The 25649-nt window shown below is 65.5% G+C and carries 22 protein-coding genes and 1 tRNA gene; 18 read left to right on the top strand and 5 right to left on the bottom strand.

Annotated elements, in window-relative coordinates:
• Window positions 1-279 precede the first annotated feature (279 nt).
• From AC3AP7_RS03600 to AC3AP7_RS03615, 4 genes are all read right to left on the bottom strand, one after another.
• Window positions 280-354, bottom strand: a tRNA-Val gene (locus tag AC3AP7_RS03600).
• 48 nt (window positions 355-402) lie between these two features.
• The gene (gene dnaQ / locus AC3AP7_RS03605) at window positions 403-1137 is read right to left on the bottom strand and encodes a DNA polymerase III subunit epsilon (RefSeq protein WP_475765488.1); all 735 of its coding nucleotides are present in this window, start codon (window positions 1135-1137) and stop codon (window positions 403-405) included.
• Between the two features lie 91 nt (window positions 1138-1228).
• Window positions 1229-1675 carry a ribonuclease HI gene (gene rnhA / locus AC3AP7_RS03610; protein WP_475765485.1) on the bottom strand — a complete coding sequence of 149 codons (447 nt, stop codon included), beginning with the start codon at window positions 1673-1675 and terminating at the stop codon, window positions 1229-1231.
• Window positions 1672-2487 carry a class I SAM-dependent methyltransferase gene (locus AC3AP7_RS03615; RefSeq protein ID WP_475765482.1) on the bottom strand — a complete coding sequence of 272 codons (816 nt, stop codon included), beginning with the start codon at window positions 2485-2487 and terminating at the stop codon, window positions 1672-1674. The genes rnhA and AC3AP7_RS03615 overlap by 4 nt, the downstream gene beginning before the upstream one ends.
• 19 nt (window positions 2488-2506) lie before the next feature.
• On the opposite strand from AC3AP7_RS03615, the gene gloB reads away from it, so the two are divergent.
• The 7 genes from gloB (at window position 2507) to AC3AP7_RS03650 (ending at window position 12753) form a co-directional block, all read left to right on the top strand.
• On the top strand, window positions 2507-3298 hold the full coding sequence (gloB, locus tag AC3AP7_RS03620) for a hydroxyacylglutathione hydrolase (RefSeq protein WP_475765480.1): 792 nt from the start codon (window positions 2507-2509) through the stop codon (window positions 3296-3298).
• A gap of 154 nt (window positions 3299-3452) precedes the next feature.
• Window positions 3453-5174 carry a transglycosylase SLT domain-containing protein gene (locus AC3AP7_RS03625; protein ID WP_475765477.1) on the top strand — a complete coding sequence of 574 codons (1722 nt, stop codon included), beginning with the start codon at window positions 3453-3455 and terminating at the stop codon, window positions 5172-5174.
• 261 nt (window positions 5175-5435) lie between these two features.
• The gene (locus AC3AP7_RS03630) at window positions 5436-6677 is read left to right on the top strand and encodes an MFS transporter (protein ID WP_475765475.1); all 1242 of its coding nucleotides are present in this window, start codon (window positions 5436-5438) and stop codon (window positions 6675-6677) included.
• Window positions 6678-7020: 343 nt separating this feature from the next.
• Complete coding sequence (gene carA, locus AC3AP7_RS03635; RefSeq protein WP_475765473.1) at window positions 7021-8181, top strand: glutamine-hydrolyzing carbamoyl-phosphate synthase small subunit; 1161 nt, start codon at window positions 7021-7023, stop codon at window positions 8179-8181.
• A gap of 155 nt (window positions 8182-8336) precedes the next feature.
• Window positions 8337-11591: a carbamoyl-phosphate synthase large subunit gene (gene carB / locus AC3AP7_RS03640; protein WP_475765471.1), complete on the top strand. Its 3255-nt coding sequence runs from the start codon at window positions 8337-8339 to the stop codon at window positions 11589-11591.
• A gap of 144 nt (window positions 11592-11735) precedes the next feature.
• Entirely contained in the window at window positions 11736-12212 is a 477-nt protein-coding gene (gene greA, locus AC3AP7_RS03645; RefSeq protein ID WP_475765469.1) for a transcription elongation factor GreA, read from the top strand.
• A gap of 31 nt (window positions 12213-12243) precedes the next feature.
• Window positions 12244-12753 (top strand): DUF4149 domain-containing protein, encoded by a 510-nt coding sequence (locus AC3AP7_RS03650; RefSeq protein WP_475767805.1) that lies wholly within the window; start codon window positions 12244-12246, stop codon window positions 12751-12753.
• Between the two features lie 72 nt (window positions 12754-12825).
• Here AC3AP7_RS03650 and AC3AP7_RS03655 read toward each other — a convergent pair whose 3' ends face one another.
• Window positions 12826-13353: a YhbY family RNA-binding protein gene (locus tag AC3AP7_RS03655; protein WP_475765466.1), complete on the bottom strand. Its 528-nt coding sequence runs from the start codon at window positions 13351-13353 to the stop codon at window positions 12826-12828.
• A gap of 181 nt (window positions 13354-13534) precedes the next feature.
• Between AC3AP7_RS03655 and AC3AP7_RS03660 the strand changes: the two genes are divergently transcribed.
• From AC3AP7_RS03660 to phoR, 11 genes are all read left to right on the top strand, one after another.
• On the top strand, window positions 13535-14197 hold the full coding sequence (locus AC3AP7_RS03660) for an RlmE family RNA methyltransferase (RefSeq protein ID WP_475765464.1): 663 nt from the start codon (window positions 13535-13537) through the stop codon (window positions 14195-14197).
• 183 nt (window positions 14198-14380) lie between these two features.
• Complete coding sequence (ftsH, locus tag AC3AP7_RS03665) at window positions 14381-16267, top strand: ATP-dependent zinc metalloprotease FtsH (protein WP_475765463.1); 1887 nt, start codon at window positions 14381-14383, stop codon at window positions 16265-16267.
• A 109-nt stretch (window positions 16268-16376) separates the two neighbouring features.
• Window positions 16377-17255, top strand: a complete 879-nt coding sequence (gene folP, locus AC3AP7_RS03670; RefSeq protein ID WP_475765461.1) for a dihydropteroate synthase — start codon at window positions 16377-16379, stop codon at window positions 17253-17255.
• 27 nt (window positions 17256-17282) lie between these two features.
• The gene (glmM, locus tag AC3AP7_RS03675) at window positions 17283-18641 is read left to right on the top strand and encodes a phosphoglucosamine mutase (protein WP_475765459.1); all 1359 of its coding nucleotides are present in this window, start codon (window positions 17283-17285) and stop codon (window positions 18639-18641) included.
• 167 nt (window positions 18642-18808) lie between these two features.
• A complete protein-coding gene (pstS, locus tag AC3AP7_RS03680; RefSeq protein ID WP_475765457.1) occupies window positions 18809-19840 on the top strand; it encodes a phosphate ABC transporter substrate-binding protein PstS in 1032 nt (343 codons plus the stop codon).
• A 113-nt stretch (window positions 19841-19953) separates the two neighbouring features.
• Complete coding sequence (pstC, locus tag AC3AP7_RS03685; protein ID WP_475765455.1) at window positions 19954-20955, top strand: phosphate ABC transporter permease PstC; 1002 nt, start codon at window positions 19954-19956, stop codon at window positions 20953-20955.
• Entirely contained in the window at window positions 20952-21848 is an 897-nt protein-coding gene (pstA, locus tag AC3AP7_RS03690; protein WP_475765453.1) for a phosphate ABC transporter permease PstA, read from the top strand. Before pstC ends, pstA begins: the two co-directional genes overlap by 4 nt.
• Before the next feature lie 15 nt (window positions 21849-21863).
• The gene (pstB, locus tag AC3AP7_RS03695) at window positions 21864-22724 is read left to right on the top strand and encodes a phosphate ABC transporter ATP-binding protein PstB (protein ID WP_475765451.1); all 861 of its coding nucleotides are present in this window, start codon (window positions 21864-21866) and stop codon (window positions 22722-22724) included.
• 34 nt (window positions 22725-22758) lie between these two features.
• Window positions 22759-23463 (top strand): phosphate signaling complex protein PhoU, encoded by a 705-nt coding sequence (phoU, locus tag AC3AP7_RS03700; RefSeq protein ID WP_475765448.1) that lies wholly within the window; start codon window positions 22759-22761, stop codon window positions 23461-23463.
• Between the two features lie 28 nt (window positions 23464-23491).
• The gene (gene phoB / locus AC3AP7_RS03705; protein ID WP_475765446.1) at window positions 23492-24193 is read left to right on the top strand and encodes a phosphate regulon transcriptional regulator PhoB; all 702 of its coding nucleotides are present in this window, start codon (window positions 23492-23494) and stop codon (window positions 24191-24193) included.
• A 121-nt stretch (window positions 24194-24314) separates the two neighbouring features.
• The gene (gene phoR / locus AC3AP7_RS03710; protein WP_475765443.1) at window positions 24315-25628 is read left to right on the top strand and encodes a phosphate regulon sensor histidine kinase PhoR; all 1314 of its coding nucleotides are present in this window, start codon (window positions 24315-24317) and stop codon (window positions 25626-25628) included.
• Window positions 25629-25649 lie beyond the last annotated feature (21 nt).

The raw sequence follows: 25649 nt of genomic DNA on the forward strand, positions 1-25649 counted from the left end.
TCGTCAGCAATCGGCGTGCCGCGGCCGCCGGCCGGCGGGGAGCGGGCAGTGTGCGGCGTCGGCTCTTTTCAGGGAAGGCCGTCCGGCGTGTACGGGGTCGGCTTTCCTTCGGACGACGAATCGGATGACGAATCGGACGGCAAATCGGGTGACAAATCGGACGGCGAAGGCGGAGCAGGCGCGGTGACCAGGAGCAGGCTTGGCAGCCGGAAAAGAAAAAGGCCCTCGGCTTTCGCCTGAGGGCCTTTGTTCTTCGGGCTTCCTACGTACCCATGAATCTGGTGGGTAGTACTGGGATCGAACCAGTGACCCCTGCCGTGTGAAGGCAGTGCTCTACCGCTGAGCTAACCACCCGAAGAGCTTTGAATTATGTCAGAGCTTCGTCGGCTCGTAAAGCCCTTTTTAAGCGGATGGCTCATCGGCCGCGGGAACGGGCTGCTGGCGCCACACGCTCGTCCCCTTGATTGCCTTGTCGAGGCCGTCGAGTAGCGCTTCGTGTGCGGCGCGTTCGTCCTCGCTCGCCGCGACGACCGGCAATTCGAGCGTGTGGAGCGCGACGCGTGGCGTGCGCTCGCCGTCGTTCGACGCCGGTTCGCCGAGCATGTCGATGACAAGGCTTTCCTGGCCGCGCGTCATCGCGAGATAGACCTCCGCGAGCAGTTCCGAGTCGAGCAACGCGCCGTGCAGCGTGCGGTGCGCATTGCTGATCCCGAAACGCTCGCACAGCGCGTCGAGCGAATTGCGCTTGCCCGGGAACATCGCCTTCGCGCGCACCAGCGTGTCGATGACCTCGCCGCATTCCGAGGTGAACGCAGGCAGTTCGAGCCGCGCGAATTCCGCGTCCAGAAAGCCGAGGTCGAACGGCGCGTTATGGATGATCAGGTCCGCCCCGCGCACGAAATCGCGCAGCGCGCCGGCAATTTCCCCGAACTTCGGCTTGTCGCTCAGGAACTCCGTGGTCAGTCCGTGCACCGCGAGCGCTCCCGGATCGCTGTCGCGCTCGGGGTTCACGTAGAAGTGCAGGTTGTTGCCGGTGAGCCGGCGGTTCATCAGCTCCACACAGCCGATTTCGATCACGCGGTCGCCGGAGCGTGCGTTCAGGCCAGTGGTTTCGGTATCGAGGATGATTTGGCGCATGGGGTTCGGTTCGTGTCGGGTTCGTCGCGCGCGGCCGGCAAGCGGCCGGCCGCGCCAGCGCGGGCAAGCCCGCGGCGTGCCGGCTGCCCGCTCAGGTGCCGGCGAGCGCGGCCACGCCGCGGTTGGCGAGCGCGTCGGCCCGCTCGTTCTCCGGGTGGCCGGCGTGGCCCTTGACCCAGCGCCAGTCGATCTGGTGCTGGGCGACTGCTTCGTCGAGCCTCTTCCACAGATCGGCGTTCTTCACCGGGGTTTTCGCCGCGGTCATCCAGTTCTTTTTCTTCCAGCCGTGGATCCACTCGCTGATGCCCTTTTGCACATATTGCGAGTCGGTATGCACGACCGCGCGGCAGGGGCGCTTCAGCGTTTCGAGCGCGGCGATCACGGCCATGAGCTCCATGCGGTTGTTGGTGGTGTTCGGTTCGCCGCCGAACAGTTCCTTTTCCTGCGCGCCGAAGCGCAGCAGCGCGCCCCAGCCGCCCGGGCCGGGATTGCCCTTGCAGGCGCCGTCTGTATAGATTTCTACGAGATCCGAAGTCATTTTCCGTGGTTGCGTGTGTTCGGGGTGGCGGCCGGTGCGAGGCCCGTGGCGCGCACGGCTTTCTTCACTTTCACCGGACCGACGAGTCGCATGCCGCGCACGCGCTTGATTGCCTTCACCATGTAGGTGGCGCCGAAGATGGGCCACCAGCGATCGCCCGCTGCCTCCATGAAGCGGTAGTGTCCGAGCCACTGGTCGCTCGCGAGCGGCGGCCGGTAGCAGCCGAAGCGCCCGCGCTCGAGGTCGAAGCCGAGCAGTTTAATCCAGTCCTTCAGGCGGGTGAACGCGATCAGGTCGTGGGCGGCCGGGATGAACGGCCGGCCGGTCATCTTTCCGACCGATTGCCGCGCGCCCCACAGCGACAGCGAGTTGAAGCCAAGAATGATGAGCTGCCCCTCGGGCATCAGCACCCGCTCGGCTTCGCGCAGCAGCCGGTGCGGATCGGCGGTGAACTCGAGCGTGTGCGGCATCACGATCAGGTCCACGCTCTGCGCCTCGAACGGCAGGTCGAGCAGGTCGCACCAGACCGTGCTGCGTCCGTCGGGCGCGTGGCGGCCCGGCTGCGCCGGCACAGCCGCGGGCGGCGGCGCGAACGGCCGGCTTGCGGCGCTCGCCGCGTCGAGGACGAGGCCGCGGCACGGCATGCGGTTCTCGCGCAGCGCGTCGAGCTGCGGCAGCCCGAGCTGCAGCGCGTGAAAGCCGAACACGTCCGACACCACGCGGTCGAGCTGCGCCTGCTCCCAGTCGAGCACATAGCGGCCCGGCGGCGAATCGGTCCAGGCGGGCCAGTCTATAATCGGTCGGTCAGACATATTGAGAATCGCGTGGCCTATGAATGCGCTCGAGTACGTGCCGGTCCCGGCGTTTGAAGACAATTACATCTGGCTGGTATCGGACGGGCGCCATGCGGTGGCCGTGGACCCGGGCGAAGCAGCGCCGGTTCGCGCGTATCTGGCGGCGCGGGGCTGGCGGTTGAGCGCTATTTTACTCACCCACCATCATCGCGACCACGTCGGCGGCGTGGCCGATCTGCTGGACGGGCAGCCGGTGCCGGTCTACGGACCGGTTCACGAGCCGATCGAGCACGTGACGGTGCCGCTGCACGGCGGTGCGCGCGTGAGTCTTGCCGGGCCGGCGCTCGAATTCACAGTGCTCGACGTGCCGGGCCATACGCGCGGCCACATTGCGTATTTCCAGGCCGCCGATCCGGGCGGCACGCCGCATGTGTTCTGCGGCGACACGCTGTTCGCCTGCGGGTGCGGCCGCCTGTTCGAGGGCACCCCCGGGCAGATGCTGACCTCGCTCGACGCGCTCGCCGCGCTGCCCGGCGACACCCAGGTGCATTGCGCGCACGAGTACACGCAGTCGAACATCCGTTTCGCGCTCGCCTGCGACGGCGGCAATGCCGTGCTGCAGGCATGGCGCGACGAAGCCGACGCATTGCGTGCATGCGGCCTGCCGACGCTGCCGACGACGATCGCGCACGAGCGCGCCGTCAATCCGTTTCTGCGGGCCGACGACGCGGCGATCCAGCGTACCCTGGCCGAGCAGCTTCATGAACCGGTGCCGGATCGGCTCAGCGCCTTCACGCTGATGCGCGAATGGAAGAACAGGTTCCGCTGACCCGTGCGAGATTGGGGTCATGTTCACGCCAAATTTCGGAAAAATCTGCAAGCCCAAGATTTGCCTAGGTTTTTTGAATTATTCTGATTGACGTAAACGTTTCGCTTTCGTACTATCGGCTGCAAATTCCAGTCCTGTGGAAGCCGAGACGTTCATGAGATTTATCTTAAGTGCGTTGCTGGCCCTGATGCTCGCGGCATGCGCGAGCCAGGGGCCGGCAACGAATAGCGGTACCACTGCTTCCCATTCCGCCAGCCAGCAAGCGGTCGCCGACGCACTTCGCACCACCTCCGCCGCCAACGAAACGATCAACGTCGATCAGGGTTCGGTCGAGCAGCTCACGAGCCCCGACGCGGACCTGTGGGCCCGCATCCGGCGCGGCTTCCAGATGCCGAACCTGCAGGGCGACCTCGTCGACATGCAGGTCAACTGGTACGCGCAACGCCCGGAATACGTGCAGCGCATGACCGAGCGGTCGGAGAAATACCTGTACCACATCGTCGAGGAGCTCGAGCAGCGGCACATGCCGACCGAGCTCGCGCTGCTGCCGTTCGTCGAGTCCGCCTACAACCCGCAGGCGCTGTCCGTCGCGAAGGCCGCGGGCATCTGGCAGTTCGTGCCGGACACCGGCCGCACCTACAACCTGAAGCAGAACATGTGGCAGGACGAGCGGCGCGACGTGCTCGCATCCACCAGCGCCGCGCTCGACTATCTGTCGCGGCTGCATGACATGTTCGGCGACTGGCAGCTTGCGCTCGCGGCGTACAACTGGGGCGAAGGCAACGTGCAGCGGGCGATCGAGCGCAATCAGGCCGCCGGCTTGCCGACCGACTACGCGGACCTGCGCATGCCGAGCGAGACGCGCAACTACGTGCCGAAGCTGCAGGCGATCAAGAATATCGTGATGGATCCGCAGGCCTACGGCCTGACGCTGCCGTACATCCCCAACCACCCGTATTTCGTCACGGTGACGACCGCGCACGACATCGACGTCGCGGTTGCCGCGCGGCTCGCGAACATGACGCTCGACGAGTTCCGCTCGCTGAATCCGTCGTTCAAGAAGCCAGTCATCCTGGGGGCGACGAATCCGCAGATCCTGCTGCCGTTCGACAACGCCAGCGCGTTCGAGCACAACCTGAAGGCCTATACCGGCAACCTGTCGTCGTGGACCACCTACACGGTGACGGAGCGCGCGACGCCGGCGGCGATCGCCGACAAGCTCGGCATCGACACCCATACGCTGATGGACGTGAACAAGATCCCCGTCGGCATGCGGCTGAAAGCCGGCTCCACACTGCTCGTGCCGCGCACCGACGACGATGACGACGAGGACATCAGCGCCGACGTCGCCGAAAGTGCGGTGCTCGCGATGGAGCCGGACGTGCCGGACACGCGGAAAATGCTGATCCGGGTGCGCCGCCGGCAGAGCATGGCGGCGCTCGCGTCGCGCTATGGCGTCTCGCTGGGCCAGTTGCGCAGCTGGAATCACACGCGCCGCGACTATGCGGTGGCGGGCGAGGTCGTCGTGCTGCACGTGCCGGTTGACCGGCGGATGCCGAGCGAGCCCAGGGTGGAGCGCATTTCCACCGACATGCGGGGCGGCGGAATCGAGCGGATCAGTACCGCCGCGGCGGACACGCGCCATGAATCGCGCTACGATAAGCGTCCGGTGCATGAGCGTGCGCACACCGCGCAGGCGCATGAACGCAAAGGCAAGGCCGATACGCACGCCGCATCCCGCGAGAGTCGCGACAGGAAGCCGGCTGGGCCGGTGAAGGCGGAACGGCGTTCGACCAGCAAGGCGCCGAAGGCTGCAGCGAGCCGCCACAAGACTGCAGCGACAGCGAAGAAGGAAGACAGAGCAAAGCGGCCTTGACGGAAGTGAGCACATGCGCTGCGGGGGCAGCGCATGAATTGCGCTCCGATATCACTTTTCGTTTTCCCGCCGTCACGTTCCGTGACGGCGTTTTCATTTTCAGCGGCCCATTCCGGCGGTCCGGCCTCGTGGCCGCTCAGGAGCCTGCCCGAGGCGTGCATTGGGCGTGCATTGGACGTGCTTCCGGGCGACTCGGCAGCGCGGATGCGGCGTTTACATTATTGTTCTGGGTCTGAATGATCTTCGGCCCTTTCCCTTGTCATGTCTTCGGCTCAGTTGCGGGTATTCCTGCTGTTCTCGGCAGGCTATTTCGTCTCTTATGTGTTTCGCGGCGTCAACCTCGGGTTCGCGCCGCTGATCACTCACGACATCGGTTTGTCCGCGGCGGACCTCGGTCTGCTGACGAGCCTCTATTTCCTGGGCTTTGCCGGCGCGCAGATTCCGGCCGGCGTGCTGCTCGATCACTTCGGCGCGCGGCGCGTGACCGCGGTCACGCTGTTGTTCGCCGCCGCGGGAATCGGGGTGTTCGGGGCCGCGCAGGGTATCGGCGCGATGATGTTCGGCCGGCTGCTGATCGGCGTCGGCGTGTCCGTGTGTCTGGGCGGCGCGTTCAAGGCGCTCGCGCAGCATTTCGAGGTGTCCCGCCTGCCGCTGATGAACGGGCTCGTGATGGCGATCGGCGGTCTCGGCGGCGTCGCGGTCGGCTCGCCGCTGAACTGGCTGCTGGCGTTCGCGAGCTGGCGCGCGGTGTGCGCGGGGCTGGGCGTGCTGACGGTGCTCGTCGCGCTCGGTCAGTGGGCGATCGTGCCGCACACCCGCGAGGCCGGCGGCTCGGCGCGGCTCGGGGCTCAGTTCAGGGGCACGCTGTCGATTCTGTCGAGCGGCGTGTTCTGGAAAGCGGCGTCGTTTTCGATCGTCACGCAGGGGGTCTTCTACGCGATGCAGTCGCTGTGGGTCGGCGCCTACATGCGCGATGTGATGGGCCTCGCGCCGCCGCAGGCCGCGGCGCAGGTGTCGGTCCTCGGCTTCGCGATGATGGCGGGGTGCGTCGGCTTCGGCGCGGCGGCACGCAGTCTGGAGCGGCGCGGCGTGTCGCTGTACGCGTTTTGCGGGATCGGCATGGCGCTGTTCGTGCTCACGCAGCTGCTGATCCTCTTCAATGCGCCGTTGCCGCCCGCGGTGCTGTGGGCCGCGTACGGCATGTTCGGCGGCACGGGCATTCTGACCTATGCCGTGCTGGCGCGCCATTTCGCGCCGGAACTGACCGGCCGCGTCAATACGTCGCTCACGCTGGTCATCTTCCTGCTGATCTTCGGCTTTCAGGTGGGGATCGGCGGGGTGCTGTCCCTCTGGCCGGCGAGCGGCGGGCACTATCCGCGCGCCGCGCATCAGGTCGCCTGGGGCGTGCTCGTCGCGTTGCAGGTCGCGAGCGCGATCTGGTACGTACTGCCCAGCCGTGTCTCGTTGCGTGCCCGTCCATCCGGGGCCGGCCGCCCGCTCTGACGCGCGCGGGATGCACGCGGGATGCACGCGGGATGGGCCGCAGCCGGGCGCCGGCATCCGCGCGTATCCCAAATTTGAAGGAAGAGGGGGTTTCGGGCTATAATTTCAAGGTTTGAGCTTATCAACCCGCACCCTAGCGCCTACCTCCCCCTAACCGTTCATCCGCCGCGTGTCGCAAACGCTCCGTGCCCAGCCGACCGGTCTCTAACCGGTCCGAGCCGATTCCGGGCAGCGTCTGTCGCCGTACGCGAGCGGGCCTGCGCGCGCAGCGTGATGCGCCAGCCGCGGCCCGCATGGTCGGATAAACAGGTCGGCATCAGGGTGTTCCCCCAAGGAGCCTCCCGTGTTGCCGTCTTTTTCTCCCGCTCTCCTCGCGCTTGCCGACGGCACGGTCTTTCGTGGCTACTCGATCGGTGCACCCGGCCATACGATTGGCGAGGTGGTTTTCAATACCGCGATCACCGGTTATCAGGAAATCCTGACTGACCCGAGCTACGCGCGCCAGATCGTGACCCTCACGTATCCGCATATCGGCAACGTCGGCGTGAACGCCGAAGATGTCGAAGCCACGAAAGTCCATGCCGCCGGGCTGATCATCCGCGATCTGCCGGTTCTCGCGTCGAATTTCCGCATGGAGCGCACGCTCGCGCAGTATCTGCAGGACGAGGGCGTCGTCGCGATCGCCGGTCTCGATACCCGCAAGCTCACGCGCGTGCTGCGCGACAAGGGCGCGCAAAACGGCGCGATCCTGGCCGGTTCCGCCGACGAGGCGAAGGCCATCGAACTCGCCCGTTCGTTCCCGGGTCTCGCGGGCATGGACCTCGCGAAGGTCGTCTCCACGCGCGCGCCGTTCGCCTGGAAGCAGACCGAATGGCGTCTCGGCAGCGGCTACGGCACGCAGCAGGCGCCGAAGTATCGCGTGGTTGCGTACGATTTCGGCGTCAAGTTCAATATCCTGCGCATGCTTGCCGAGCGCGGCTGCGACGTGACGGTGCTGCCCGCGCAGGCAAGCGCGGCCGAGGCGCTCGCGCTCAATCCGGACGGCGTGTTCCTGTCGAACGGCCCCGGCGACCCCGAGCCCTGCGACTACGCCGTTGCGGCCGCGCGGGAATTCATCGAGCGCGGCATCCCGACCTTCGGCATCTGCCTCGGGCACCAGATCATGGGCCTCGCGGTCGGCGCGAAGACGATGAAGATGAAGACCGGCCACCACGGCGCGAACCATCCGGTGAAGGATCTGGACGACGGCCGGGTTGTCATCACGTCGCAGAACCACGGCTTCGCGGTGGATGCCGCGACGCTGCCGGCCAATGCGAAGGTCACGCACGTGTCGCTCTTCGACGGCACGCTGCAGGGCTTCGCGCTCACGGACAAGCCGGCGTTCTGCTTCCAGGGCCACCCGGAAGCGTCGCCCGGCCCGCACGACATCGCCTATCTGTTCGACCGCTTCACCCGTCTGATGGACGAGCACAAGGCCGGCGCGCGCGCGGCGGCCGCCGCGTAACGGTCGGCGGGTTGCCCGCCGGGCAGGCCCGCGCGGGCCTGCCCCGGTCCCGCCTCGCGACGCAGGCGAAGAAAACAGCGCGCAACGCGCCGGTGCGGCCCCGCGGGCCCCGCGCGCGAACGGAAAGCACACAGGAATACATTAGCGAGAGCGTTATGCCCAAGCGGACAGACATCAAGAGCATCCTCATTATCGGCGCGGGTCCGATCATCATCGGCCAGGCGTGCGAGTTCGATTACTCGGGCGCGCAGGCCTGCAAGGCGCTGCGGGAGGAGGGCTATAAGGTCATTCTCGTCAACAGCAACCCGGCGACGATCATGACCGACCCGAACACGGCCGACGTCACGTACATCGAGCCGATCACGTGGGAAGTGGTCGAGCGCATCATCGCGAAGGAGCGTCCCGACGCGATCCTGCCGACGATGGGCGGCCAGACCGCGCTGAACTGCGCGCTCGACCTGCACGCGCACGGCGTGCTCGCGAAGTACGGCGTCGAGCTGATCGGCGCGTCGCCGGAGGCGATCGACAAGGCCGAGGACCGCCAGAAGTTCAAGGACGCGATGACGAAGATCGGCCTCGGCTCGGCCAAATCCGGCACCGCGCATTCGATGGACGAGGCACTGAAGGTCCACGCGGAAATCGCCGCGGCGACCGGCTCGGGCGGCTATCCGGTGGTGATCCGGCCGTCGTTCACGCTGGGCGGCTCCGGCGGCGGCATCGCATACAACCGCGAAGAGTTCGAGGAGATCTGCAAGCGCGGCCTCGACCTGTCGCCCACGCGCGAGCTGCTGATCGAAGAGTCGCTGCTCGGCTGGAAAGAGTACGAAATGGAGGTGGTGCGCGACCGGCACGACAACTGCATCATCGTCTGCTCGATCGAGAACCTCGACCCGATGGGCATCCACACCGGCGACTCGATCACCGTTGCGCCGGCGCAGACCCTCACCGACAAGGAATACCAGATCCTGCGCAACGCGTCGCTCGCGGTGCTGCGCGAGATCGGCGTCGACACCGGCGGCTCGAACGTGCAGTTCGCGATCAATCCGCGCGACGGCCGCATGATCGTGATCGAGATGAATCCGCGCGTCTCGCGTTCGTCGGCGCTCGCGTCGAAGGCAACCGGCTTCCCGATCGCGAAGGTCGCGGCCAAGCTCGCGGTCGGCTACACGCTCGACGAGCTGAAGAACGAGATCACCGGCGGCCAGACGCCGGCGTCGTTCGAGCCGACAATCGATTACGTCGTCACGAAGATTCCGCGCTTCGCGTTCGAGAAATTCCGCGAGGCCGACCCGCGTCTCACCACGCAGATGAAGTCGGTGGGCGAGGTGATGGCGATCGGCCGCACGTTCCAGGAATCGTTCCAGAAGGCGCTGCGCGGTCTCGAAGTCGGCGTGGACGGGCTCGACGAAAAGACCACGAGCCGCGACGAGATCGTGCGCCAGATCGGCGAAGCCGGTCCGGACCGGATCTGGTATGTCGGCGACGCGTTCCGCATCGGCATGTCGCAGCAGGAAGTGTTCGAGGAGACCGCGATCGACCCGTGGTTCCTCGCGCAGATCGAGCAGATCGTGCTGAAGGAAAAGGCGCTCGCCGGCCGCACGCTCGCGAGCCTGTCGAAGGACGAGCTGAAGTATCTGAAGCAGAGCGGTTTTTCGGACCGGCGCCTCGCGAAGCTGCTCGGCGCGAAGCCGGCCGGCGTGCGCGCGCGCCGCATCGAGCTGGACGTGCGCCCGGTGTACAAGCGCGTCGACACCTGCGCGGCCGAGTTCGCGACGAAGACCGCGTACATGTACTCGACCTACGACGAAGAGTGCGAAGCCCATCCGACCGACAAGCGCAAGATCATGGTGCTCGGCGGCGGCCCGAACCGCATCGGCCAGGGCATCGAGTTCGACTACTGCTGCGTGCACGCGGCCCTCGCGATGCGCGAGGACGGCTATGAAACGATCATGGTCAACTGCAATCCGGAAACCGTGTCGACCGACTACGACACGTCCGATCGCCTGTACTTCGAGTCGCTGACGCTGGAAGACGTGCTGGAGATCGTCGACAAGGAAAAGCCGGTCGGCGTGATCGTCCAGTACGGCGGCCAGACGCCGCTGAAGCTCGCACTCGATCTCGAGGCGAACGGCGTGCCGATCATCGGCACGTCGCCGGACATGATCGACGCCGCGGAAGACCGCGAGCGCTTCCAGAAGCTGCTGCAGGACCTCGGTCTGCGCCAGCCGCCGAACCGCACTGCCCGCACCGAAGACGAAGCGCTCGCGCTGGCCGACGAAATCGGCTACCCGCTCGTCGTGCGTCCGTCGTATGTGCTCGGCGGCCGCGCGATGGAAATCGTGCACGAGCCGCGCGATCTCGAGCGCTACATGCGCGAAGCCGTCAAGGTGTCGAACGACTCGCCGGTGCTGCTCGACCGCTTCCTGAACGACGCGATCGAATGCGATGTCGACTGCATTGCCGATGGCGAAGCGGTCTTCATCGGCGGCGTGATGGAACACATCGAGCAGGCGGGCGTGCATTCGGGCGATTCGGCCTGTTCGCTGCCGCCCTATTCGCTGTCGAAGGACACGGTGGCGGAACTCAAGCGCCAGACGGCCGCGATGGCGAAGGCGCTGAACGTGATCGGCCTGATGAACGTGCAGTTCGCGATCCAGCAGGTGCCGCAGGCCGATGGCGCGAAGCAGGACGTGATCTACGTGCTCGAAGTGAATCCGCGCGCATCGCGTACCGTGCCGTACGTGTCGAAGGCGACCAGCCTGCCGCTCGCGAAGATCGCCGCGCGCGCGATGGTCGGCCAGACGCTGGCGTCGCAACGCGTAACGAGCGAAGTCGAGCCGCCGTATTTCAGCGTGAAGGAAGCGGTGTTCCCGTTCGTCAAGTTCCCGACCGTCGATCCGGTGCTCGGACCCGAAATGCGTTCGACCGGCGAGGTGATGGGCGTAGGCAAGACCTTCGGCGAGGCGCTGTTCAAGTCGCAGCTCGCGGCAGGCTCGCGCCTGCCGGAGTCCGGCACGGTGCTGCTTACCGTGATGGATGCGGACAAGCCGAAGGCGGTCGAGGTCGCCCGGATGCTGCACGAACTCGGCTATCCGATCGTCGCGACGCGTGGCACTGCCGCCGCGATCGAGGCGGCCGGCGTGCCGGTGAAGGTTGTCAACAAGGTGAAAGACGGCCGTCCGCACATCGTCGACATGATCAAGAACGGCGAGATCGCGCTCGTGTTCACGACGGTCGACGAGACCCGTTCGGCGATTGCCGATTCGCGTTCGATCCGCATGAGCGCGCAGGCGAACAAGGTGACGTACTACACGACGATGTCCGGCGCGCGCGCCGCAGTCGAGGGGCTGCGCTACCTGAAGAACCTGGAAGTCTATGATTTACAAGGACTCCATGCTCGCCTAAACTAAGGCTTCACGTTTCATTCACGAATGCCAGTGCCGCGGTTAAGCGGCGTTCCCGGCGCGCAGCAGCGGGCTTGCTCCCTGTGCCGTGGGAATGCACTTAACCGCGGTGATTTTTTTTATGGCCGTTTTTTGTTACCAGAGTTGTCTATGAGCACGATTCCCTTGACTAAGCGCGGTGCAGACCAGTTGCGCGACGAATTGCAACGCCTGAAATCGGTCGAGCGCCCCGCGGTCATCAACTCGATCGCCGAGGCCCGAGCCCAGGGCGATCTGTCGGAAAATGCCGAGTACGACGCCGCGAAGGAAAAGCAGGGCTTCATTGAAGGCCGCATCGCCGAGATCGAATCGAAGCTGGCTGGCGCACAGATCATCGATCCGTCGCAGGTCGACGCGGATGGCCGTGTGGTGTTTGGTGCGACCGTCGAACTGGAAGACCTGGATTCGGGCGCAACCGTCAACTATCAGATCGTCGGCGACGACGAAGCCGATCTGGAGCACGGCCTGATCTCGATCAGCTCGCCGATCGCGCGCGCGCTGATCGGCAAGTCCGAAGGCGACGTCGCGTCGGTGCAGGCCCCGAGCGGCGTGCGCGAGTACGAAATCATCGCCGTGCGCTACGTCTGAGCGGCGGGGCGCGATGAATCCGAAGCTTGCCGTGCCGCACCGGCTGTTCCGTCTGCTGGCCATGCTCTGGGTGGGCAGCCTGCTGACGATCGGCTATGCGGCGGCTCCTGTTCTTTTCACCACGCTCGATCGCACGAGCGCCGGCAACGTGGCCGCGCAGCTCTTTCGTATCGAGGGCTGGATTGGCGCCGTCTGCGGCGTGATGCTGCTCGCGCTCGCGAATGGCCTGATCCGGCGCGGCGAACCGGTCTGGCGGCAGCCGCGGCGGCTCGTGGCGGGCATGCTCGCATGCGTGCTGCTCGGATATTTCGCGCTCGAACCGTTCATGAACGCGTTGCGCGTCGCTGCCCAGGCGGCGGGCACCGACGTCGGCCACTCGGCTTATGCGCTGCGTTTTGGCTGGCTGCACGGCGCGGCGACCGTGTTTTACGGCGTCGAAAGCGTGCTGGCGCTGGTACTGGTCTGGACGCTGCCGGCCGGCGCGGGCACAGCAGCAGCGCAAGCGCCGCGCGATCCGGCCGGCGGCCGCATGCTGGGGTGAATCGGGAGGAACGCGCGGTATTGGCCGGTGACCGGTCCTGCGCGTCCGCCGTTGAACCGGCGTCCGTTTGCGTTACCGGTTGCCCTGGTGCTGGCGCTTGGCACCCGTCTGGCGCTTTTTCGCGCGCTTCACGTTACCGCCGGCCGTCACGCGCTCGTTGCCGCGCACGACGACCTGCTGGGGCCGCGGGCGGCGCAGCGGGTTATCCGACGGCTTGACCACCTTCACGACGCGCGGCGCGGCGCCGCGCGCCGGTTTGTCGGGCTGTGCGGCCTCGCGCGCGCTCGGCAGCGCGCCGCGCCTGCGCGCGACGGGTTGCGGCGCGGCTTCCGGCTGCCAGATCACGAGCAGCTTGCCGATATGCTGGACCGGCGCGGCGCCGAGTTCATCGCAGATCCGCTCGTAGATCGCCACGCGCTCGTCGCGCTCGTCGCCGAACACGCGGATCTTGATCAGCCGATGCGCTTCGAGGTGCACGCCGATTTCGGCCAGCACGGCGTCGGTCAGACCCTCGGCGCCGATCAGCACGACCGGCTTGAGCGCATGGGCTTCGGAGCGCAGTTCGGCGCGTTGAGCGGGAGAGATTTTGAGGGCGGGCATGGGAAGTGGCGGACTCGACTAAAATGACGGCGCCTGCAGCCTGGATCGTTTCGCGCGATCGCGCAGGGCGGCGCGTCAGAACAACGGAACACGCGGCGGCCCCCGGTGGGGGCCGCCGCGCAAATCAAACGCGTATTATCCGCTAAAAGCGCAGCATCACGCAGCAAGAGTTCAACGATTCATGGCAAAAAACAAGTTCAACACGTCGTGGTTGCACGACCACATCAACGATCCGTACGTGAAAATGGCGCAGCGCGAGGGATATCGCGCGCGTGCCGCCTACAAACTGAAAGAAATCGACGAGCAGGACAAGCTGATCCGGCCTGGACAGATCATCGTCGATCTCGGCGCCGCGCCCGGCAGCTGGAGCCAGTACGCGCGCAACCGGCTCGCGCAGGGCATGCGCCGCGACGCGGACCGTCCGGGCGGCATCGACGGCACCATCATCGCACTCGATCTGCTACCGATGGAGCCGATCGCCGACGTCACGTTCCTGCAGGGCGACTTCCGCGAGGAGTCGGTGCTGCATCAACTGGAAGAAATCGTCGGCGCGCGCCAGGTCGACCTTGTAATTTCCGACATGGCACCCAACCTGTCTGGCGTGGCGCTGGCCGATGCCGCGCGGATCGAGCATGTATGCGATCTCGCGCTGGAATTTGCCCAGCACCATCTGAAGCCGGACGGCGCGCTCCTGGTGAAATGCTTTCACGGCAGCGGCTATAGCCAGATTGTTGAAAAGTTCAAACGTCAGTTCAGGACGGTGGCAGCCCGCAAGCCGAAAGCGTCGCGGGACAAATCGTCGGAAACGTTTATTTTGGGTAAGCATTTGAAACAGCCCGGCTGAGCGCGCTGCGCCAGGCCCGGCCCGCATGCTCCGCAGCGCCGCGCAGTCGGGCGCCGCGGGCCGCGCGACGCTATTTGTGCAGTAGCGAAACGTTATGGCAGGGGTCTGCGGACTGGATTAGAATGCATTAGTGGTGCCGCAAGGCAAATGTAGGCGCCCGTCTATGAGTGAAGGAGTGGTGCTTTGAACAACAATATGTTTTCGAAGGCAGCAGTGTGGCTGGTTATCGCACTGGTGCTGTTTACGGTGTTCAAGCAGTTCGACAAGCCTCGTGTCCAGGAAGGTGTGTCGTACTCGCAATTCATGGACGATGCGAAGGACGGCAAGATCAAGAGTGTCGTCGTTCAGGGGCGCAACCTCACGGTCACTCCGGCAGACGGCCAGAAATACCAGATCGTCTCGCCCGGCGACATCTGGATGGTGGGCGACCTGATGAAGTACGGCGTCCAGGTGAGCGGCAAGGCCGATGACGAACCGAGCGCGCTGATGTCCGCGCTGTACTATCTCGGGCCGACCATCCTGATCATCGGTTTCTGGTTCTACATGATGCGGCAGATGCAGGGGGGCGGCAAAGGCGGCGCGTTTTCGTTCGGTAAATCGCGCGCGCGGCTGATCGACGAGAACAACAACTCGATCAATTTCACCGACGTCGCCGGCTGCGACGAGGCGAAAGAAGAGGTATCGGAACTCGTCGACTTCCTGCGCGATCCGCAGAAATTCCAGAAGCTCGGCGGCCGCATCCCGCGCGGTGTGCTGCTCGTGGGCCCTCCAGGGACCGGCAAGACGCTGCTTGCGCGTGCGATCGCGGGCGAAGCGAAAGTACCGTTTTTCAGCATTTCGGGCTCCGACTTCGTTGAAATGTTCGTCGGCGTCGGCGCGGCGCGTGTGCGCGACATGTTCGAGCAGGCGAAAAAGCATGCGCCGTGCATCGTGTTCATCGACGAAATCGACGCGGTCGGCCGTCATCGCGGTGCGGGCATGGGCGGCGGCAACGACGAGCGCGAGCAGACGCTGAACCAGATGCTGGTCGAGATGGACGGCTTCGAGGCGAACTCCGGCGTCATCGTGATCGCGGCAACGAACCGCTCCGACGTGCTCGACAAGGCGCTGCTGCGGCCGGGCCGGTTCGACCGCCAGGTGTATGTCGGCCTGCCGGACATCCGCGGACGCGAGCACATCATGAAGGTGCACCTGCGCAAGGTGCCGATCGCGAACGACGTCGACGCGGCGGTGATCGCGCGCGGCACCCCGGGTTTCTCGGGCGCCGATCTCGCGAACCTCGTGAACGAGGCGGCATTGTTCGCGGCGCGCCGCGGCAAGCGCATCGTCGAGATGATCGATTTCGAGGACGCGAAGGACAAGATCTTCATGGGTCCGGAGCGCAAGTCGGCCGTCATCCGCGAGGAATCGAAGCGGGCAACCGCCTATCACGAGTCGGGCCACGCGGTGATCGCGAAGCTGTTGCCGAAGGCCGACCCGGTGCACAAGGTCACGATCATCCCGCGCGGTCGTGCGCTGGGTGTCACGTGGCAGTTGCCCGAGCACGACAACGAGACGTATTCGAAGGAATATCTGCTCGATCGTCTGGCGATCCTGTTCGGCGGCCGGGTGGCCGAAGAGTTGTTCCTGAACCTGATCAGCACGGGCGCGTCGGACGACTTCAACAAGGCCACGGCTACCGCCCGCGCGATGGTGGCGCGTTTCGGCATGACCGATGCGCTGGGGCCGATGGTCTACGTCGACGACGAAAACGAAGGCTCGCCGTTCGGCCGCGGCTTCACGCGTGCGATTTCCGAGGCGACGCAGCAGAAGGTGGATGCCGAAATCCGCCGGATGCTCGACGAGCAGTACAACCTCGCGAAGCGGCTGCTCGAAGAGAATCGCGACAAGGTCGAAGCAATGACCGCCGCGCTGATGGAATGGGAAACGATCGACGCCGACCAGATCAACGACATCATGGCGGGTCGTCCGCCCCGCGCGCCGAAGAGCTCGCCGCCGAGTATCGACCCGTCTTCGGGCGGCGGTGCGGGCGCCGAGGTGAAGCCGGGCAGCGCGACTGCTCCGGCCTGATCCGGGCAGCAGGTCAACTGGCGGGCCGGTGTGGTGTCACACCGGCCCGTTTTGCATTCATCCCGCGCTTCGCGCCCATGTGTTCATCTGAATAGTCTGTCGAGTGTCGATGTCTGCCACGCCGCTTCATCCCGTCCCCGGGCCGCTTCAATGCGGTCGTTTCACCCTCCATTTCGAACGCCCGCTGGTAATGGGCATTCTGAACATCACGCCGGATTCGTTTTCCGACGGCGGCCAGTTCGCGATGCGTGACGATGCGCTGCGCCATGCGGAGCAGATGATCGGCGAGGGTGCCGACATCCTCGACATCGGCGGCGAATCGACGCGTCCAGGCGCACCGCCGGTGCCGCTCGACGAAGAACTTGCACGCGTGATCCCGCTCGTCGAGCAATTGCGCGATGCCGGGGTGCCGCTGTCCATCGATACCTACAAGCCCGACGTGATGCGCGCGGCGCTCGCGGCGGGAGCCGATCTGATCAACGACATCTGGGGTTTCCGGATGCCCGGCGCGATCGATGCCGTACGCGACAGTACGTGCGGCTTATGTGTGATGCATATGCTCGGCGAGCCGCAAACGATGCAGATTGGCGAGCCGCTGTACGACGATGTCGTCGCCGAGGTGCGCGCCTTTCTGTCGGCGCGCGCCGTCGCGCTGACGGCGGCGGGGATCGCCAGACGGCGCATCTGTGTCGACCCCGGGTTTGGCTTCGGCAAGGCGGTGGTCGAGCATAATTACGCACTGCTGGCCCACCTGCGCGAGACCGCGCCGCAGGCCACTCCGCCGTATCCGGTGCTCGCGGGGATGTCGCGCAAATCGATGCTCGGCGCAGTCACCGGGCGGGCGGCGTCGGCGCGCGTCGCGGCGAGCGTCGCGGCCGCGGTGTGCGCGGCGGAGCGCGGGGCCGCCATTTTGCGCGTGCATGACGTCGCACCGACCGTCGATGCACTGAAGGTCTGGTCGGCGACGCGCGAAGCCGTGCGTCGCTGATCGTTCAAAAAGAGGGAACACAACACGATGACGCGTCGTTACTTTGGTACGGATGGGATACGCGGCAAGGTCGGCGATGCGCCGATCACGCCGGACTTTGTACTGCGGCTCGGCTATGCGGCCGGCAAGGTGCTCGCCGGCGGCGATCGCTGGCGCAACAGCGCTCAGCGTCCGACTGTCCTGATCGGAAAGGACACCCGGGTGTCGGGCTACATGCTGGAGGCCGCGCTCGAAGCCGGTTTCTCGGCGGCGGGCGTCGACGTGATGCTCGCCGGCCCGATGCCGACGCCCGGTATCGCCTATCTGACGCGGGCGCTGCGGCTTGCCGCCGGCGTCGTGATCAGCGCATCGCACAATCCGTATTACGACAACGGAATCAAGTTCTTTTCGGCCGACGGGGACAAGTTGCCGGACGACGTCGAGTTCGAAATCGAAGCCCAGCTCGATCAGCCGCTTGCCTGCGCCGCATCGGAGCAGCTTGGCAAGGCCCGCCGTCTCGACGACGCGGCCGGGCGCTATATCGAGTTCTGCAAGAGCACGTTTCCTGCCGCGTTCGATCTGCGCGGCATGAAACTGGTGGTCGATTGCGCGCACGGCGCGGCGTATCACATCGCGCCGCACGTGTTCCACGAACTCGGCGCCGACGTGATTCCGATCGGCGTCGCGCCGAACGGCTTCAACATCAACGACGGGGTCGGCGCAACCGCGCCCGATGCGCTCGTGCGCGCGGTGCGCGCCAATCACGCGGATCTCGGCATCGCGCTCGACGGCGACGCGGACCGCCTGCAGGTCGTCGACGCGGCCGGCCGGCTGTACAACGGCGACGAACTGCTCTATGTGCTCGTCAAGGACCGGATCGCCACCGAGGGCGAAGTCGAAGGGGCGGTCGGTACGCTGATGACCAACATGGCGGTCGAGGTTGCGCTGCAGCGCGCCGGCGTGCAGTTCGTGCGCGCGGCGGTGGGCGACCGCTACGTGCTCGAACAGCTGCGCGAACGCGGCTGGCAGCTCGGCGCGGAAGGTTCGGGCCATATCCTGTCGCTCGACCGGCATTCCACCGGGGACGGCATCGTGTCGTCGCTGCTGGTGCTGGCCGCACTCAAGCGCAGCGGCCAGTCGCTCGCGAGCCTGCTCGACGGCATCACGCTGTTCCCGCAGAAGCTGATCAATGTGCGGATGCAGCCCGGCGCCGACTGGAAGGGCAGCGAAGCGATCCGGGCTGCGGTGGGAGCGGCCGAGGCGGCGCTCGCCGGCCATGGCCGCGTGCTGATCCGCGCGTCCGGCACCGAGCCGGTGTTGCGGGTGATGGTCGAGGCCCGACGGGTGGACGACGCGCGGCATCACGCGGAGACCATCGCGCATGTCGTGAGGCAGGCAACGGCGTAAGCCGGGCCGGCGGGCGGCGTCCGTCGGCCCGCCGCCGATCCTTTCGGCGCAGTAATGCTACTGTCACGGCAACTTAACGATTCGTCACGTTACTGTCACAAAGCGGCCCTATTCTTCGCGGTGTTGTCCAAACGCTCACACGCTCACACCACAAGAATGGAGGTCTCATGAAACTGATGCAAACCGCGTTCGCTGGCATCGCTGGCGCGCTTTTCGCCATCACGGCGCAAGCCACCGACATCACCGGCGCGGGCAGCACCTTCGCAGCTCCCATCTATACGAAATGGGCAGCGGCCTACCAGAAGTCGGGCGGCGGCAAGGTCAACTATCAGGGCATCGGTTCGGCAGGCGGCATCAAGCAGATTCAGGCCAAGACGGTCGATTTCGCGGGCTCGGACGCTCCGCTGAAGGACGACCAGCTCGCGAAGGACGGCCTCTTCCAGTTCCCGACCGTGGTCGGCGGCGTGGTGCCGGCGATCAACCTGCCGGGCGTGAAGCCGGGTCAGCTCGTGCTGTCGGGTGAAGTGCTGGGCAACATCTATCTGGGCAAGATCACGAAGTGGAACGACCCGGCGATCGCCGCGCTGAACCCGAAGATCAAGCTGCCGGATACGGACATCGCCGTGGTGCGCCGCGCGGACGGCTCGGGCACGACGTTCATCTGGACCGACTACCTGTCGAAGGTGAACCCGGAATGGAAGGCGAAGATCGGTGAAGGCACCACGGTTGCCTGGCCGACGGGCACCGGCGGCAAGGGCAACGACGGTGTCGCGGCGTTCGTGCAGCGGCTGCCGGGCGCGATCGGTTATGTCGAGTGGGCGTACGCGAAGCAGAACCACATGACCTACACTGCGATGAAGAATGCATCGGGTGCGGTTGTCGAGCCGGAAACGAGCACGTTCAAGGCCGCTGCAGCGGGCGCGGACTGGTCGAAGTCGTTCTACCAGATCCTCACGAACGAGCCGGGCAAGACCGCGTGGCCGGTGGTCGGCGCAACCTTCGTGCTGCTGCACACGACGCAGGACAAGAGCGCGCAGGGCACGGAAACGCTGAAGTTCTTCGACTGGGCATTCAAGAACGGTTCGCAGGCCGCGGACGATCTCGACTACATCTCGCTGCCGCAATCGGTGGTTTCCGAGATCCGTTCGCAGTGGAAGGCGAAGATCAAGGACGCGTCGGGCAAGCCGATCGCCGAGTGAGCGTCCTCGCGCAACGGTAGCACGCCGCCCGGTCTGTTTTCAGGCCGGGCGGCCAGGGCACTGCCCGCACGGCATTGTGTCGTGCGGGATACGGATACAGGTACCAGGCTTCCATGTCCGACATTTTTCTCGATCCCGGCGCGGCCGGGTCGACGCCCCCGGGCAATGCGTCGCAACAGAAAGCGCCCAGCGCGCTCGGCGACATTGTCTTCGGCAGCCTCACGCGCCTCGCGGCGATCGTGACGTTGCTGCTGCTCGGCGGCATCATCGTATCGCTGGTCTACGCGTCGATGCCGACAATCAGGCACTTTGGCCTGAGCTTCCTGTGGACCGCCGACTGGGATCCGCCCAGCGACAAATACGGCGCGCTGGTGCCGATCTACGGTACGCTCGCGACGTCGCTGATCGCGCTCGTGATCGCGGTGCCGGTGAGCTTCGGCATTGCGCTCTTCCTGACCGAACTCGCGCCGCTGTGGCTGCGTCGCCCGCTCGGCATCGCGATCGAACTGCTTGCCGCGATTCCGTCGATTGTCTACGGCATGTGGGGCCTGCTCGTTTTCTCGCCGATCTTCGCGACGTGGTTCGAAAAGCCGCTCGGCGACGTGCTCGGCAGTATTCCGTTCGTCGGCGCGCTCTTCAAGGGGCCGCCGATCGGCATCGGCATCCTGTGCGCGGGGGTGATTCTCGCGATCATGATCATCCCGTACATCTCGTCGGTGATGCGCGACGTGTTCGAGGTCACGCCGGTGCTGCTGAAGGAGTCGGCATACGGCATCGGCTGCACGACCTGGGAAGTGATGTGGCGGATCGTGCTGCCGTTCACGAAGAGCGGCGTGATCGGCGGCGTGATGCTCGGGTTGGGCCGCGCGCTCGGCGAAACGATGGCGGTGACGTTCGTGATCGGCAATACCAATCTGCTCAGCAGTCCTTCGCTGTTTTCGCCCGGCAACAGCATCACGTCCGCGCTCGCGAACGAGTTCGCGGAGGCGTCGCCCGGTCTGCATACGTCCGCGCTGATGGAGCTCGGCCTGATCCTGTTCGTGATTACGTTTATCGTGCTGGCGATTTCGAAACTGATGCTGCTGCGCCTCGAGAAAGGGGAGGGTGCGCGATGAGCGAGCCCACGCTGAACCTGCCCGGTCCGGACGACCGCGGCGTGCTCGACGGAATGCGCAAGCGGCTGCAAAGCCGCCGCCGCGTGACCAATGCGGTCGCGCTGACGCTGTCGCTGGCGGCGATGGCATTCGGGCTGCTGTGGCTGGTCTGGATCCTGTACACGACCGTGCAACTCGGCGTGGGCGGGCTGTCGGTGCAGTTGTTCACGCAATCGACGCCGCCGCCGAATACCGATGGCGGCGGTTTGCAGAATGCGATCGTCGGCAGCCTGATGATGATCGTGCTGGCGACCGCCGTTGGCACGCCGATCGGCATCCTCGCCGGCGTGTACCTGGCGGAGTACGGGCAAAAAGGCTGGCTTGCGCGCATCACGCGCTTCATCAACGACATCCTGCTGTCCGCGCCGTCGATCGTCGTGGGCCTGTTCGTGTATGCGCTGATGGTCGCGCAGCTTGGCCATTTCAGCGGCTGGGCCGGGGTGGTGTCGCTCGCGCTGCTGCAGATTCCGATCGTCATCCGCACGACCGAGAACATGCTCAAGCTCGTGCCGAACGCGCTGCGCGAGGCGGCATTTGCGCTCGGCACGCCGAAGTGGCGCATGGTGCTGTCGATCACGCTGAAGGCGTCGATTGCCGGCATTACGACCGGCGTGCTGCTCGCGGTCGCGCGGATTGCCGGTGAAACCGCGCCGCTGCTGTTCACCGCGATGTCGAACCAGTTCTTCTCGTGGAACCTGAACGAGCCGATGGCGAACCTGCCGGTCACCATCTACCAGTTTGCGATGAGTCCGTTCACGCAATGGCAGTCGCTTGCCTGGGCGGGTGTGTTCCTGATTACGCTCGGCGTGCTCGGACTGAACATCCTCGCGCGTTCGATCTTTTCAAAAAAGTAACGGCGGAGCGATCCGATGAATATGGCCGAAACCCAACTCAATCCGCTTGTGCCGCCGACCGTGCCGCCGGCCGTCCCCGCCGGCTTCGATCCCGCGCAGAGCGGGCGCGCGCAGGCTGTGGCGCAGCCGAAGATCCACGTGAAGAACCTGAACTTCTTCTACGGCAAGTACCACGCGCTGAAGAACATCAATCTCGAGATTCCGGAAGGCAAGGTGACGGCGTTCATCGGACCGTCGGGCTGCGGCAAGTCGACGCTGCTGCGCACCTTCAACAAGATGTTCGCGCTCTATCCGGAGCAGCGCGCCGAAGGCGAGATCCTGATGGACGGCGAAAACCTGCTGACCTCGCGGCAGGACATATCGCTGCTGCGCGCGCGCGTCGGCATGGTGTTCCAGAAGCCGACGCCGTTTCCGATGTCGATCTACGACAACATCGCGTTCGGCGTGAAGATGTTCGAGACGTTGACGCGCTCGGAGATGGACGACCGCGTCGAATGGGCGCTCACGAAGGCGGCGCTGTGGAACGAAGTGAAGGACAAACTGCAGCAAAGCGGCTATGGCCTGTCCGGCGGCCAGCAGCAGCGCCTGTGCATCGCGCGCGGCATTGCGATCCGTCCCGAAGTGCTGCTGCTCGACGAACCGTGCTCGGCGCTCGACCCGATTTCGACAGGCCGCATCGAGGAACTGATCGCCGAGCTGAAGAACGACTATACGGTAGTGATCGTCACGCACAACATGCAGCAGGCGGCGCGCTGCTCGGACTACACGGCCTACATGTACCTCGGCGAACTGATCGAGTTCGGCGACACCGAAAAGATCTTCATCAAGCCGGTCCGCAAGGAAACCGAGGATTACATCACGGGCCGCTTCGGCTGAGCCTCGTTGCGCGCACAACCAGACGGAGTACCTCATGTCCGATAAGCACCTCTCCAGCCAGTTCGACGCCGACCTGAACCAGGTCTCGTCGAAGGTCCTCGAAATGGGCGGTCTCGTCGAGTCGCAGATCGTCAAGGCGATGCAGGCCCTCAACGAATTCGACCTCGCGCTGTGCGACGACGTGATCGCCGCCGAGGACCGCCTGAACGCGATGGAAGTCGACATCGACGAGGAGTGCAGCAACATCATCGCGCGCCGGCAGCCCGCCGCACGCGATCTGCGCCTGCTGCTCGCGATCTCGAAGACGATCACCAATCTCGAGCGCGCCGGCGACGAAGCCGAAAAGATCGCCAAGCGCACCCGGCGTCTGATGGAAGACGGCGCCTCGCGCACGATCAACATCGCCGAGATCAAGCTGTCCGGCGAGATGGCCGTGTCGATCCTGCGCCGCGCGCTCGATGCGTTCGCACGCCTCGATACGGTGGCCGCCGCGCAGATCGTGCGCGACGACAAGGCGATCGACGAGGAATTCCGTGCGTTCGTGCGCAAGCTGGTGTCCTACATGACCGAAGATCCGCGCTCGATTTCGGTCGGGCTCGACTTCCTGTTCATCGCCAAGGCGATCGAGCGGATCGGCGATCACGCGAAGAACATCGCGGAGTTCATCATCTACATCGTCAAGGGCACCGACGTGCGGCACAAGTCGCGCGACGCGCTCGAGCGCGAAGCCCTCAGTTAACTCCAGCAAAAAAGGTCAAGAGGTGCCGATGCCTAGCAGCATTCTCGTCATCGAAGATGAACCCGCTATTTCCGAGCTGATTTCGGTCAATCTTCAGCATGCGGGGCACTGCCCGATCCGCGCCTACAACGCGGAGCAGGCGCAGAACCTGATCAGCGACGTGCTTCCCGACCTCGTGCTGCTCGACTGGATGCTGCCGGGCAAGTCCGGCATCGCGTTCGCGCGCGAACTGCGCAACAACGAACGCACGAAGCACATCCCGATCATCATGCTGACCGCGCGCGGCGACGAGCAGGACAAGGTGCTCGGCCTCGAGATCGGCGCGGACGACTATGTGACCAAGCCGTTTTCGCCGAAGGAACTGATGGCGCGCATCAAGGCGGTGCTGCGCCGTCGCGCGCCGCAGCTGACCGAGGACGTGGTCGCGATCAACGGTCTGAAGCTCGATCCCGCGACGCACCGGGTCGCCGCGCACGCGCAGGGCAGCGAGATCAAGCTCGATCTCGGCCCGACGGAATTCCGTCTGCTGCACTTCTTCATGACCCACCCGGAGCGGGTGCACAGCCGCACGCAACTGCTCGATCAGGTGTGGGGCGATCACGTGTTCGTCGAGGAGCGGACGGTCGACGTGCATATCAAGCGTCTGCGGGCCGCACTCAAGCCGGCGGGCTGCGATGCTATGATTGAAACGGTGCGGGGCAGCGGCTACCGGCTCGCGAAAAGCGCCTGAGCCTGCCTGCCTGGCGGGCGTCGGGCATCGCCCGCCACCCGCCGCCGGCGCGGGAAGCGAGCACCCGTATCGTTCACCCGCGCCGCCCGGCGCGCGTGACTCTCTCTTCGATCGCAGGAACATGAACATCATCTGGACCCGCTCCCTGGTGTCGATGGTGCTGCTGGCCGTTCTGTGCGTGGCGCTCGGCGTGATCGTCAACGTCGACGCCGCACTGATCGTCGCGGTCGTCGTGCTGCTCGCGCAGAGCCTGTTCGGCACCTTTCACAAGCAGCGTCTGTGGCGCCTGCTCGATGCCCCCGTGTATGGCGAAGTGCCGAGCGCACCGGGCATCTGGGGCGAAATCTATTACCGGCTGCACAAGCTCGCGAAGCGCTGGCACGCACAGGTGCGCCAGGTCGAGCAACAGCATTCGCGTTTCATCCAGGCGATCCAGGCGTCGCCGAACGGCGTGGCGATGCTCGACGATCACGATCAGATCGAGTGGTGCAACGCGATCTCCGAAGCGCATTTCGGACTGGATGCGAAGCGCGATCTGCGGCAGCACATCACGCATCTGGTGCGCCGTCCGGAGTTCGTGCGCTATCTGAACTCGCATCGCTACGAAGAGATGCTGATCATGCGCGGGATGGGCGAGAAGCGCCAGAACGTGTTGTCGGTGCAGGTGTTTCCGTACGGCGAAAACCGCAAGCTCGTGCTGTCGCAGGACATCACCGAGCTGGAACGCACGGATGCAATGCGCCGCGATTTCGTCGCCAACGTGTCCCACGAACTGAAGACGCCGCTCACCGTGCTGTCGGGCTTTCTCGAAACGATGCGCGAACTGCCGCTCGGCGAAGACGAGCGCGCCCGCTATCTCGAACTGATGGAGCAGCAGGCCTCGCGGATGCGGCATATCGTCAACGACCTGTTGACGCTCGCGAAGCTCGAGGGCGACAACCGCCCGCCGAGCGACCAGATGATCGACATGCGCGCGGTGCTGCGGCACCTGCGCGATGACGCGATGAACCTGTCGGGCGATCATCACCAGATCGGTTTCGACGTGGACGAGAGCGTGACCGTCACCGGCGTCGAAACGGAGGTGCTGAGCGCGCTCGGCAATCTCGTCACGAACGCGATCCGCTATACGCCGGATGGCGGCAGGATCCACGTGACGTGGCAGATGAAGGACCACTGTGCGGTGTTCGCGGTCGCCGACAGCGGCCTCGGCATTCCGGCCGCCGACATTCCGCGGCTGACCGAGCGCTTCTACCGCGTCGACCGCAGCCGTTCGCGCGATACCGGCGGCACCGGGCTCGGTCTGGCGATCGTCAAGCACGTGCTGCAGCGCCACGACGCGCAACTCGACGTGACCAGCGAAGAGGGACGCGGCAGCACGTTCACCGTGAGGTTCCCGGCGTTTCGCAGCGCCCGGCGCCAGCCGACGCTGGCGTAACGGCGCGTGGCGCGCGGCGCT

It is taken from the genome of Paraburkholderia sp. PAMB 6770 (genome assembly GCF_057748135.1).